This is a genomic window from Candidatus Margulisiibacteriota bacterium (assembly GCA_028715625.1).
GTDB lineage: Bacteria > Margulisbacteria > Riflemargulisbacteria > GWF2-35-9 > GWF2-35-9 > JAQURL01.
This window is the reverse complement of record JAQURL010000002.1, coordinates 12,143-24,865: the sequence shown is the minus strand read 5'-3', so window position 1 is coordinate 24,865 and position 12,723 is coordinate 12,143. Positions and strand designations below refer to the sequence as shown.

General features: G+C 38.9%; 13 protein-coding genes. 2 read left to right on the top strand and 11 right to left on the bottom strand.

The genetic code is table 11. The annotated features are described in order from the left end of the window. Nucleotides 1-55: 55 nt before the first annotated feature. The 4 genes from PHV30_00680 to gap form a co-directional block, all read right to left on the bottom strand. The gene (locus tag PHV30_00680; protein MDD5455526.1) at nucleotides 56-928 is read right to left on the bottom strand and encodes an RluA family pseudouridine synthase; all 873 of its coding nucleotides are present in this window, start codon (nucleotides 926-928) and stop codon (nucleotides 56-58) included. Beyond that, nucleotides 909-1,322, bottom strand: a complete 414-nt coding sequence (gene lspA, locus PHV30_00675) for a signal peptidase II (GenBank protein ID MDD5455525.1) — start codon at nucleotides 1,320-1,322, stop codon at nucleotides 909-911. The genes PHV30_00680 and lspA overlap by 20 nt, the downstream gene beginning before the upstream one ends. A gap of 8 nt (nucleotides 1,323-1,330) precedes the next feature. Beyond that, complete coding sequence (locus tag PHV30_00670; GenBank protein ID MDD5455524.1) at nucleotides 1,331-2,617, bottom strand: phosphoglycerate kinase; 1,287 nt, start codon at nucleotides 2,615-2,617, stop codon at nucleotides 1,331-1,333. Between the two features lie 125 nt (nucleotides 2,618-2,742). Beyond that, nucleotides 2,743-3,756, bottom strand: a complete 1,014-nt coding sequence (gene gap / locus PHV30_00665) for a type I glyceraldehyde-3-phosphate dehydrogenase (protein ID MDD5455523.1) — start codon at nucleotides 3,754-3,756, stop codon at nucleotides 2,743-2,745. A 115-nt stretch (nucleotides 3,757-3,871) separates the two neighbouring features. Between gap and PHV30_00660 the strand changes: the two genes are divergently transcribed. Both PHV30_00660 and PHV30_00655 read left to right on the top strand, forming a co-directional pair. Further along, complete coding sequence (locus PHV30_00660; GenBank protein MDD5455522.1) at nucleotides 3,872-4,588, top strand: RsmE family RNA methyltransferase; 717 nt, start codon at nucleotides 3,872-3,874, stop codon at nucleotides 4,586-4,588. Nucleotides 4,589-4,627: 39 nt separating this feature from the next. Continuing rightward, on the top strand, nucleotides 4,628-5,887 hold the full coding sequence (locus tag PHV30_00655) for a putative sugar nucleotidyl transferase (protein ID MDD5455521.1): 1,260 nt from the start codon (nucleotides 4,628-4,630) through the stop codon (nucleotides 5,885-5,887). On the opposite strand, the gene PHV30_00650 is transcribed toward PHV30_00655, so the two are convergent. From PHV30_00650 to PHV30_00620, 7 genes are all read right to left on the bottom strand, one after another. Next, nucleotides 5,884-6,450 carry a hypothetical protein gene (locus PHV30_00650; protein MDD5455520.1) on the bottom strand — a complete coding sequence of 189 codons (567 nt, stop codon included), beginning with the start codon at nucleotides 6,448-6,450 and terminating at the stop codon, nucleotides 5,884-5,886. The genes PHV30_00655 and PHV30_00650 overlap by 4 nt on opposite strands. A 24-nt stretch (nucleotides 6,451-6,474) precedes the next feature. Beyond that, complete coding sequence (locus PHV30_00645) at nucleotides 6,475-7,701, bottom strand: hypothetical protein (GenBank protein MDD5455519.1); 1,227 nt, start codon at nucleotides 7,699-7,701, stop codon at nucleotides 6,475-6,477. Nucleotides 7,702-7,811: 110 nt separating this feature from the next. After that, complete coding sequence (gene ftsH, locus PHV30_00640) at nucleotides 7,812-9,671, bottom strand: ATP-dependent zinc metalloprotease FtsH (protein ID MDD5455518.1); 1,860 nt, start codon at nucleotides 9,669-9,671, stop codon at nucleotides 7,812-7,814. Next, on the bottom strand, nucleotides 9,664-10,182 hold the full coding sequence (pyrR, locus tag PHV30_00635) for a bifunctional pyr operon transcriptional regulator/uracil phosphoribosyltransferase PyrR (protein ID MDD5455517.1): 519 nt from the start codon (nucleotides 10,180-10,182) through the stop codon (nucleotides 9,664-9,666). Before pyrR ends, ftsH begins: the two co-directional genes overlap by 8 nt. Nucleotides 10,183-10,243: 61 nt before the next feature. Beyond that, nucleotides 10,244-10,828: an imidazoleglycerol-phosphate dehydratase HisB gene (hisB, locus tag PHV30_00630; GenBank protein ID MDD5455516.1), complete on the bottom strand. Its 585-nt coding sequence runs from the start codon at nucleotides 10,826-10,828 to the stop codon at nucleotides 10,244-10,246. A gap of 13 nt (nucleotides 10,829-10,841) precedes the next feature. Next, entirely contained in the window at nucleotides 10,842-11,909 is a 1,068-nt protein-coding gene (gene ruvB / locus PHV30_00625; GenBank protein ID MDD5455515.1) for a Holliday junction branch migration DNA helicase RuvB, read from the bottom strand. Continuing rightward, entirely contained in the window at nucleotides 11,902-12,702 is an 801-nt protein-coding gene (locus PHV30_00620; protein ID MDD5455514.1) for a lipoyl synthase, read from the bottom strand. The genes ruvB and PHV30_00620 overlap by 8 nt, the downstream gene beginning before the upstream one ends. Nucleotides 12,703-12,723 lie beyond the last annotated feature (21 nt).

The following is a 12,723-nucleotide window of genomic DNA, read 5'->3' as shown; positions in this document are numbered from 1 at the left end:
ATAGGGGTAGTACTAATAAAAAATAAAGGAGGGAAAAAACCCTACATTTAGTAGATTAGAAGGATTTTAAATTGGCCCAGGATGGAAAATTGGTTTTAAATTCTACCCACCCTTTGTGCAGGGGATGATAAAAGCCCAGACAATAGGCATGAAGCAGTTGCTTTCCTGCTGATTGTTTCCCATATAACGAATCCCCTACCAGAGGATGGTTCAGATAGCTGAAGTGAACTCTTATCTGATGAGTTCTTCCGGTATGCAGCGTTATATCCACCAGGCTTTTTTCGTTGGCTTCTTTTAAAACTATATATTCAGTTACAGCTGCTCTGCCTTTTTGTAAATTGACCATAAATTTTTTATAATTGTGAGGGTTGCGGCCGATAGGCAGCTCAATAGTACCGCTTTTTTCTTTTAAATAACCATAAAGCAGTGCTACATATTTTTTTTTCACCAGACGACTTTTGAATTGCGCGGCGAGTTTTTCATGAATGGAATTATTTTTTGCAACAACCAACAGGCCGGACGTATCTTTATCCAGACGATGAACAATTCCCGGTCGATCCAGCCCGCCGAAGGTTGACAGGCTCTGGTTATAATAGAGAAGCGCGTTTACAAGGGTCTCGGTTTTATTGCCAGCTCCCGGATGAACAGTTAAACCGGAAGGTTTATTAATAACAATTAGTGATTCATCTTCGTAAACAATATCCAGCTCTATTGCCGAAGGGGTTAGAAGAAGGGGTTCTTCTGACAGGTCATATTGAACAACATCCCCAGGCTTTAATAAACGACTGACCTTTACCGGACGGTTATTAATAAAAACCTTATTTGATTCACAACAATTTTTAATAAAAGAACGGCTTTTCTCGGTCTGTTTGCTAAGCCAAACATCAAGGCGGATTGATCCCTGTTCGTTAAACTCCTTTTTTTGCATTTCGTAAATAGCTTATAAATAGCAGCACAATACCGATGTTTATATAAACATCGGCAATATTAAAAACAGGAAAGTTTAAGATAGCAATAAAATCAACAACAAACCCCAGCAGACATCTGTCTATAAGATTCCCAAAACCACCTGCGAGAATAAAGACAAATGCCAGTTTTTTTAGGGTAGAGTCATAAAAAAGTGCTTTACGAAAAAAGATAATAAACTGGATAATGATCAGATTCAAAAGAATAATAAAAAACGTACTATTTTGAAATAAACCGAAAGCAATACCAGAGTTTTTTACCAAAACCAGATTTTGGTAATTAAAGTGTTGGTGGAACAGAAACAAGCGCTTGATCAGTTGATCAAGCGCCAAAAGTAACAGAAAAAGAATTTTCATAGAAGATTTCAGGCTTTATCCTGTAAAGCAGCTATACCTGGCAGTACCTTCCCTTCGATTAATTCCAAAGAAGCGCCGCCGCCTGTGGAGATATGAGTCATTTTATCAGCAACACCGGATTTGTTAACGGCTGAAACGCTATCTCCTCCACCGATAATAGTTGTACAGTCGGGCAGATCGGCGATAGCCTTGGCAATAGCCATTGTTCCTTTGGAAAAATTTTCAAACTCAAAAACTCCGAGAGGGCCATTCCAGAAAACAGTTTTTGCACCTTTTAAGGCGCCTTCAAATTTTTGTATGGTCAGAGGACCAATATCCATGCCCATCCAGCCATCTTCGATATTACCTCGAGCTACATGGCGAAACTCAGCGTCAGCACTGAACTCCTGTGTCACGATATGGTCAATCGGCAGATAAATATAAATTTGTTTTTCATAAGCTATTTGCAGTATTTCCCTGGCTTTATCAAGCATATCATCTTCAACCAGAGAGGTGCCTACAGACAAACCTTTTGCTTTTAAAAAAGTATAAGCCATACCGCCACCCACAATCAGACGATCTACTTTTTGTAGCAGGTTTTCCAAAACGGCAATTTTGGAAGAGACCTTAGCTCCACCGATTATAGCTATAAAAGGGCGATCGGGGTTTTCCAGAACTTTCCCCAAATATATCATTTCTTTTTCCATCAGCAGTCCGGCTACGGCCGGCAAGTAATGTGCGACAGTTTCCGTGGAAGCGTGAGCACGATGCGCTGTGCCGAAGGCATCATTAACAAATAAATCGGCATAGCTTGCCAGTTCTTTAGCCATGCTTTCACGTTCAGACTCTACCTTGGAAGTTTCTTCTTTATGAAAACGGGTATTTTCCAGCATCAAAACATCACCGGACTGTAATTTATCAACCATTGCTTTGGTCGCAGCGCCAATAGCTGCCGGAGCCAGTTGCACCGGGCGGTTGAGAAGTTTGCTCAAATGAGCGGCGATAGGCGCCATACGATGTTTTGCGTTCAGATATTTTTCTTCATCAAAAGGTTTGCCGGCCTGTTCTGCTTTTTCTTTGGCTTTTTGCATATCTTTTTTAGGGTCTCCCAAATGGGACATAAGTACCAGTGTTTTCGGCTTCTGATCCAGTATATAATTCAATGTGGGCAAGGCAGCCTTTATGCGGGTGTCATCTTGAATTACACCGTCTTTCATGGGAACATTAAAGTCAACACGAACAAGAATGCGTTTTCCCGTGATATCTGACGTGGGAAGGTCTTTAATAGACTTTTTATTCATATAGCTTTTTGCCATGTACGTCCTCCTCAAAACGAAATATTTGAGGGTATTATAAGACAGATGAATAAAATTTAGAATAACAAAAAATAAAAGGCCCTCATTATTGAGGGCCTTGAAGCGTATCAAACAAAAAGTTTATATTATACTTTTGAAGCTAAAATTGCTAACTCCACAACCCTGCAGGAATAGCCCCATTCATTGTCATACCAGGAAAATACTTTAACCATATTTCCCATAACCATGGTGCTTTTCGCATCAAAAATTGAGGAATTAGAATTGTGAATAATATCTACGGAGACAATTTCATCTTCAGTATATTCTAAAATACCCTTCATTGAACCTTCTGCAGCTTTTTTCATAGCGGCATTTATTTCTTCTTTGGTTACTTCTTTTTTTAGAATGGCAACCAGATCAACCAGAGAGCCTGTAGGAGTGGGCACTCTTACAGACGTTCCATCCAGTTTTCCTTTTAATTCCGGAAGAATTTTTCCCACTGCTTTTGCTGCGCCGGTTGTTGTGGGGATCTGAGAAAGAGCACAGGAGCGAGCTCTTCTTAAATCTTTATGAGGTCCATCCAATACAACCTGGTCATTGGTGTAGGAGTGGATTGTTGTCATATAGCCTCTTTCCACGCCGAAACTATCATTAAGAACTTTAACAATTGGAGCAAGGCAGTTTGTAGTGCAAGATGCGTTAGATATACATTTATCAGTCGGTTTTAATTTTTCGTCGTTAACACCAAGAACGATCATGTTATCAATTTCATCCTTGGATGGTACTGTAAGAATTACTTTTTTTGCCGGAAATTTTTCATTTTTCAGATGGTCGCCATAACCGCCCCTAGGGCTTTCTTTAGAAGTAAAAACACCAGTTGATTCTATTACGATATCAGGACTTGTGCCCCAGGGGATATTTAAAGGACTTCTTTCCGCGCTGACCTTATATTTTTTACCATTTACAATCAGGTTTTCGTTATCAAAAGTAACCTGACCGTTGAATTTTCCCTGAGTCGAATCATATTTTAATAAATGCGCCAGGGTTTTTGTGTCTGTGAGATCATTAATTCCTACTACTTCAACATCTTTATTTTCAAGAGCAATCTTGAATACATTTCTTCCTATTCTTCCAAATCCGTTTATTGCTATTTTTACCATGACAAACCTCCTCAAATGTATTGTGCAGAAAGAAATATAACACTACTAAAGGGTATGGTCAATTATTAAATAGTTCCGATTTGACAAGGATTGGTAATGTTTATAAACTGATGCCATGCATATATTTGTGCCCAACCTAAATCAGGAAAAACTAAGCATAACCGGTGATGATTATTTTCATATAACCAGATCATTGCGAAAAATTGTTGGAGACAAGCTTATTTTGGTTTCGTTAAGTGATGATTTTTTCGCAGAAGCGGAAATTGTTGAGATGAGCAAAAAAACGCTGGTAGCAAAAGTTCTAAAAAAAGTTACCAAACAGCCGAAAAATAAACCGGCGATCACCCTTATTCAGGCAATTATCAAGAGAGCAGGGATGGAGCTGGTTTTACAGAAAGCCACAGAACTTGGTGTTGATTGGATAATTCCTTTGAAAACCAAATATATTGTGCCCAAAGCAGAAGAAGTAAATTTGAAGAGATGGGAAACTATTATGCGGGAAGCAGCAGTACAATCCAGACGTTTTTATTTGCCGGAATTGGGAAATCCGCTGGATTTGAAGAATTTGAGTATGTTAAAGAAGCAATATCCTCAGATATTTTGTCTGGCCGAAACCCAGGGAAGTTTAAACCTGAAGGAGCATTTAACCCATCTCAATAAAGACATCTCTTCGCTGGCGGTTATTATCGGACCTGAAGGAGGATTTGCCCCGGAAGAACTGGAAGGCTTGAAAAAGGAAGGAATCCCCCTGGTTTCTTTCGGCCAAACAATATTAAGAGCAGAAACAGCTGCAATCAGCATGCTGAGCGTTTTAAGGTGGTTTTTTCTCTAGGGGTTTTATAAAAAAAATGAAAGTGGTATGATGGCTCATATGTTTGAGAATATTGTTGTTTACGAAGACAATCTTGTACAACAGTTTTTTCCTCTAGTTTATTTGCGAAGTGTATTTGAATTGAAAGCAGGAATTTTTACCAACCTAGAGAGGATAAACTTTTTTTTCCCCAAGGCCAAGTATACACTGCTAACCAGAGACTATCTTAAACCAGCTGTTGCACAGCGATATCCGAAATATTTTGTAAATACCTCTAATAACGGCCTCAAAGCTCTGGTAATTAATGGACGAGCAGTAATTACCCAGGCTATTGTTGAGGAAGCTTTAAACATGGAAGATAAAAACTTTCTGATGGTTAGCAACCATAAAGTTGTCATGCTTTTTGTCTCTGGCAACTTGTTGTCCGAATTTATGATGGCCGCTAAAGAAGATCAATTTAATGAGCAAAATATTATCAAATTTTTCAGAAAAAATCCTAATTGTAAAATAGTTAACCTGAGCGATGTGATTTTTTTTGAAAACATTCAGTCATTGATTGAACAGAACGGAAAAGTTTTACTTAATGATTTCAAGATGCTGAATAAAGGCGGGCTGATCCTGTCTGATCTTAACAATTTTGTAGCCACAACAAAAGAAGAACAGATATATATAGGTAAAGGTACTCATATCGATCCTTTTGTTCATCTGGATGCAACGGCCGGGCCAATCTATATCGGGGAAAACGTCGTGATCAAGTCCAATGTTGTTATTGACGGGCCTGCGTTTATAGATGATAGCGCAACTATTTATCCCGGCTATATAAGAAAAAATACAACCATAGGAGAAGGTTGCAGAATTGGCGGAGAAATAGAAAACAGCATTTTTTTAGGGAATAGCAACAAATATCACGCAGGATTTGTAGGACACTCCTATATAGGCGAGTGGGTAAATATCGGTGCGATGGCTACAACATCAGACCTGAAAAACAATTACAGCAAAATAAAGCTGGCAAAAGGCCCAAACGACTACGAAGACACCAACATGCAATTTCTGGGAAGCATTATCGGGGACCATGTTAAAATTGGTATAGGCTCATTACTGAATGCAGGTACTGTTATCGGAATAGGATGTAACCTGATTACAGAGGGGAAGCCCCTGCCTAAATGGATACCTGCTTTTAGCTGGAGCAGCAAGGGTGAATTAACTGAATATGACTTCAATAAATTTTTAGATGCCGTAGAAAAAGTATACCAGAGAAGAAATCAGAAATTATTGTTACCCGAAAAGAGCCTTTTAGAATATTTATACCGTAGTGTTTAGTTTTGCTCTTCTTTAGATAACACTTCAATTTTCGCCAGAAAATTTTGCAAATCCACCTTATCTTTTTTCTTGGGATTTAAGTTCATAGCAATTTGCCAGTCTTTTTTGGCCTGATCATAATTGCCTATCATGTAATAACCCGAACCTCGCCTGATCCATGCCAGCGTATTCTTGGGATCAACCTTGATAACGTTATTACATTCACCGATTGTTAGCCAGTATTTTGCCTCATAAAAATAAACCAGTGCCAGATTTAATTTTCTGGATATATAGTCAATGGACCCGCCAGAAAGCTCGTCCTCATTTTTGGTTGTCTTATCATCCGCTGCCATTTTTTCCAGCATGGAATTCATTTTCTGCCTGGCCGCTTCATCTTTTTGCTGGATTACATATTCCATTTCATCAGCAGCTTCCGGTTTGTCATCAATAAATTTTTTTAAAGATTCCATAACCATCTTTTGCTCCTGCAGGACTTGAATATCCTGGCTTTCATTAACAATTGTAGCGCTGAATGCCAGCGAAACCATAAACATTGAAATTATTAAAACAGACCATTTTTTCATTTTCATCCCCTCGCTTAGCATAGTTTATTCTTTCCCAGGATTATTTATTAAATCCAGCAGATGTAACAGATTGGAATTGTCAGGGTATTTTCTTAACAGTTCTTTAATATCCTGAGCAGCCTTATCTGTTTGACCATCTTTAATGTTTTGTTTAATCTGTACATACTTGGGCCATATTGCTCTTTCTGTTTCAATATTAAGGTTTAGTTTTTCGCTAAGTTGTTCCAGTTTTTTTAATTTTGACAATTTCTTTATTACTTCTTCATCGTGTGGATTAAGAATATAGGCTTTTTTCATATCTTCCAGGGCAATAAGGAAGAAACCTTCTCTGTATTTTTCGACAGCGGAATTATGCCAATCTGAAGCAACATTTTTTTGGAAGTCATTAATCATTTGACCGATGCCCAGATTAATTGAAAAACGGTTATTTGCCCCGAGGTCATCATTGGAATAAGCATAATCAAAACGAACGCCATAAAGTTCACTGCTGAAACCGAAATTTGTTGATTCGTAGTTGATGCCACCTCTGATTGTTAGCAGCGGGTGTAGCTTTAATTCCGCTCCGACAAACCAGGTATTAAAATCATTCTCAAGGTCATATGCTATAGAAAAATTTTTATCTTTGTAAGCGATACCACCGCGAATTAAAGGTTTAAATTTATCCGCTGAATTTTTATCCAGCTGGAAATCCAATACATTTTGTATGGTAGCGCCTATGGAAAGAAAGGCAAAAGGTCTGTATAGGGCGCTGATGTCGCCAAGTATTCTGGAATCAGTGTTGGTGTAAAGCGTGCGGGTCACATATTTAACACCTAAACCAACGGATAAGTTTGGTAGAAATAAAGGTTGACCATAAGAAAGACCGATAGAAGACTTGGTGTCGGTAAATGATCCCTGACTGATGTTATATTCATCCCGGAGCTCCATTGGATTGGAAGCTAACTGAGTAAAATTTACGCCGATATAATTATCAACCATTGGGTAAACCAGATTAAAAGCTGTTAATTGATACTCGTTATATAAATTGGACTGAAAAAATGATCCTTCGATAGTTGGAATTTGTACCATACCTGCCGGATTGAAATAGGCTGCCGATGAATCATCAGCTAAGGCAACAAAAGCCCTGCCCATTCCAATGCTTCTTGCACTGGCACCGAAACTTAAAAAAGCTCCGGGTTGACCTCCATATAAACTCAAAGATATTTGAGTGAAGGTTATGATTATTATTAATAAGGCAGCACGTCGCAACATTGTTTCCCCCCATACCGTTCTAAGTTATTTACAGTATTCCCTGAAAAAAATTGTTTTAAACATTTTTCATTTAAAGCTAATAATAACGGGGGTTTTGGTGGGTTATTTAATTATGAATTTGCGAGCAATTTTTCGAATTCTGCGCCTTCTAAAACTTCTTTTTCCAAAAGTATCTTTTCTATTTGTTTGAGTTTTGTCTTATTATCTTTGATAATCTTAATTGCTTCCAGAAAACAACCGTCTATGATTTTTGATATTTCTTCATCAATTTTTTCCGCTGTTTCTTCACTGTAATCCTTGGTGTGGTCATTTAAATCACGCCCAAGAAAAACATTTTCCTGGTTCTTACCATAGGTCCTGTTACCAAGTGGGCTCATGCCATATTCACAAACAATTTGATGCGCAATTTGTGTGGCTCTTTTTATATCATTCGTTGCTCCGGTGGTTATTTCTCCAAAAAACGTTTCTTCAGCGCTACGGCCACCCATAAGAATAGTAATTTCATTGAACAGTTCATACTTGGAAATCAGATATTTATCTCTTTCCGGCAATTGCAGAGTGTAGCCCAACGCAAGCCCTCTGGGAAGAATTGAGATTTTATGTACCGGATCAGTATCTTTCAGGGTCTTGGCTACAATCGCATGGCCTAATTCATGAAATGCTACAATTTCTTTTTCCTTCTCTGACATAACCTTGCTCTTTTTTTCCGGCCCGGCAATAGTTCTGTCTATGGCTTCTTCCAATTCGTCCAGCCCGATAATTTTTTTATTGCGACGTGCAGAAAGTAGTGCAGCTTCATTGACCAGATTGGCCAGATCGGCTCCTGAAAAGCCTGCAGTTCTTTTAGCAACAACAGCCATATCTACATCTTTGGAAATTTTTTTATTACCGCGGTGGATATTCAGGATTTCCAGACGACCGTTGATATCAGGCTTATCAATAACAATCTGACGATCAAAACGACCAGGTCTGAGCAAAGCCTTATCCAGAATATCGGGCCTGTTTGTTGCCGCTATAACAATAACAGAAGACTTCTCATCAAAACCATCCAGCTCAACCAGCAACTGGTTAAGGGTTTGTTCCCTTTCATCATGACCTCCGCCTAGGCCTGCGCCTCTATGACGCCCCACAGCATCTATTTCATCAATAAAAACTATAGAGGGCTGATTTTTTTTAGCTTGTTGAAACAAGTCTCTAACACGGCTGGCGCCAACACCTACAAACATTTCCACGAATTCTGAAGCACTTAAACTAAAGAACGCTACATCCGCTTCGCCGGCTATTGCTTTGGCCAGCAAGGTTTTTCCTGTTCCCGGTGGGCCCATAAGCAATACTCCTCTGGGAATCTTCGCTCCGATTTTGATAAACTTGTCAGGATGCTTTAAAAATTCAACAATTTCTTCCAGTTCAGTAACAGCCTCGCTTATGCCACCGATATCCTTGAAGGTATATCTTTTATGATCGTCTTTTTTCCAGGGCCGGGCTCTGCTTTTGCCAAAGGAAAGAGCCTGATTGTTCACGCCCTGTGCCTGCCTGAAAATGAAGAACCAAATTCCTATAATAAGAAGGAAAGGTACAATTTGAATTAAAATATTTATCAAGGCACTGTTATCTTCATGCTTAATACCGACTTTAACATTTGCCGCCTGAAGTTTTTCAATAAGTCCGGGGTAACTCATAATATTGGAATGAAAGTAAGAGCCGTCGGCAAGCTGTCCGGTGGCTGAAGAATCAACATTGTTTATTGTGATCCTGGTTACCTGTTTGGAATCAATTGCGGTAATCAGATCGGAAAACAACATTTCGTTATATGTTTTTCCCTTACCCTTCATTGGTGAAAACAAGGAAAGAATGAAGAGAAAAATAATCAATATCAAAAAAAAGTTTCTGAAATTAAAAGTTTTTTGCAGCTCTAATGGGCTTTTTTCGTCTTTTTTTTGTTCTTTATCTTTTTTAGGTTTTTTACTCATTTTTTTCAATCTTGTCTGTTCCATCGGTTTCCACTAATTTAACCTGAACGGTATCACCAATTTCTGTTTGTATTGTGAGTCCTATATAATCCGCGCATACCGGCAGTTCCCTATGGCCCCTGTCAATAAGCACGGCCAGCTGTATCCTCTTGGGTCTGCCGTAATCCAGCAGGTGCTCAATCGCTGCCCGGACTGTTCGGCCATGATACAGAACATCATCAACCAGAATTACGGTTTTGTTTTCTATATTCACAGGAATAAGTGTTTCTTTGAGATTATGCATATTTTTTTTGATTTCCAGGTCATCCCGATAAAGCGTTATATCCAGCTTGCCCACGGGAACATTGACTTTTTTTTCTTTTTTGATGAGGTCTGCGATACGTTGTGCTATCGGATAACCCCTGGTTAAGATACCAACAAGCAGGATGAAGCTTAAATCGGTTTTACTTTGTATTATTTCATCAGCGATTTTTTTTACTAATGTATCAATGTTGTTATTAATTTTTTTCATTATTTGTTAACACTATTTAACTGGCTATTATCATAAAATGTTATATTTTAAAAAACAAGCACTAAATCACACCCTTGGTTGATGGAATTCCTTTTTCTCTGGTGTTTACTTCAATTGCTGATCTTAGGGCTTTGGCGAAAGCTTTAAAAATGGCCTCTATCATATGATGAGTATTGTCTCCGCTTAACATTCTGATGTGTAGCGTTATTCCCGCATGATTAACAAATGCGGAAAAAAATTCTTTAACCAGAGCTTTATCAAAATTTTGCAGGGAACTTTTAAACTTAACATTAAAGTCCAAATATGGCCTGTTGCTGATATCGAGGCTGATTAGCGCCAGTGATTCATCCATTGGTAGAACCTGAAAGCCATAACGATTTATACTTTTTTTATCACCCAGCGCGTTTTTAAATACAGAACCCAGAACAATTCCCAGGTCCTCAACTGTATGATGCGCATCGATATCTGTGTCCCCGTAAGCATCAACTTTCAGATCAAAATATCCGTGTCTGGAAAAAAGCTCCAGCATGTGGTCCATAAAGGGAATGGAGGTCTTTATTTGATGTTTTCCGGTTCCATCAAGTTTCCAGGTTATTTTGATGCTGGTTTCTTTGGTCTTGCGTTCCTCTCTTGCCTGTCGCATTATATTGCCCCTTTCCTCAGATATTTTCCTGAACAATTTCCGAATCTATATTATTATTAAAGAGCATAGGTTGTATAACTTTTTTATAGTTTGCTGGCGGCTTGATGTTTAAGTGTTTATACGCATGAATTGTTGCTGTTCGGCCGCGGGGGGTTCTTTCAATCAACCCTAATTGTAAAAGGAATGGTTCAAAAACGTCTTCAATAGTATTGGGGTCTTCGGCAATGGAAGCTGAAAGAGTATCCAGCCCAACCGGACCGCCATTAAAAGTTATAATAATTGTTGATAACAGTTTGCGATCGGTTTCATCAAGACCCAGATTATCTATGCCCAAAGCGGCAAGTGTTTCATGCACAATATCAAAACCGATATGAGCAAGTTTTTTAACCTGAGCCCAATCACGGACCCGTTTCAGCAATCGAAGAGTTATCCGGGGTGTGCCACGGCTTCTTTTAGCTAGCTCCAAACCGGCTTTTTTATCCAGATTAAGATTGAGCGTGGCCGCGGAGTGCATCAAGATTTCCAAAAGTTCGTCATGTGTATAAAAATTCAGTTTTGCTACAAAGCCGAAACGATCACGTAATGGTGAAGAGAGCATGCCTGCCCTTGTAGTTGCGCCGATCAGTGTAAACCTGGGTATGTCCAGACGAATGGAGCGCGCCGAGGGGCCCTTTCCTATAATTATATCCAGCTTATAATCTTCCATGGAAGGATATAAAACTTCTTCCACACCTCTGCTTAATCTGTGGATTTCATCGATAAACAGAATATCATTTTCCTGCAGATTGGTGAGGATGGCAGCTAGATCCCCCGGACGTTCAATGGCCGGCCCGGAAGTTGTCTTTATATTAACATTCATTTCGTAGGCGATAATATTGGCCAGGGTTGTTTTTCCCAGTCCCGGAGCGCCATAGAATAAAATATGATCAAGTGTTTCCGAACGTTCTTTGGCGGCTTTAATCAGGATCTCCAAATTCTGTTTTACTTTTTCCTGACCGATGTATTGTTTGAAGGATTTGGGGCGTAAAGATGTTTCCAAAACAGGATCTTCACTGTTACTATCTAAAACAGGATGTTTACTCATGCTTATTAGTTATTTTATCATATAAGACTGCTTCTGCCATATACGAACTTCTAACCAGCGGCCCTGCAATTACCTTAATGCCCCAACTTTCCCCGCTTTTTTCGTATTCCAGGAATTCTTCAGGCAGCACAAAACGCTTTACCTCAGCGCATTTTTTTGATGGCTGCAGATATTGCCCAATTGTTAGAATATCGATTCCCAAAGAACCTAATAACTTTATTAATTGTACGACCTCTTCTTTGGTTTCACCTAACCCAACCATGATCCCGGTCTTAACATGCAGATGCTGGTAATTTTTTTTTACGTATTTTAAAATATCCAGAGAAAGATCAAAATTTCCCAGTGGCCTGTAGGTTTTGAAAATATTCGGAACAAGTTCCAGGTTATGATTAAATACAAAAGGTTTTAATTCGCAGACCTTATTTATTGCCTCCCAATTTCCCTGGAAATCAGGTACAAGCACCTCAATTTTTATGTCCGGATTATAGTCGTTGATTTTTTGCATGACATTTACAAATTCACCTGAGCCGCCGTCTTTTAGATCATCACGAGTAACAGAAGTTAATACTACATATCTAAGCGCAAAATGTTTTATTGCGGCCAGTATTTTGTCTGGTTCGTTTTCCTGCAGAGTATCAGGAGTGCCCTTATCTATGCCGCAAAACAAACAATTACGGGTGCAGGTTTTGCCCAGGAGAAGAAAAGTTACGGTTTTTTTGGAAAAACATTCCCCGCGATTGGGGCATTTGGCTTCCTCACAAACTGTATTTATAGGATATGGCAACTTTTGCATATTGAAAAGTTTTTTTCTAAA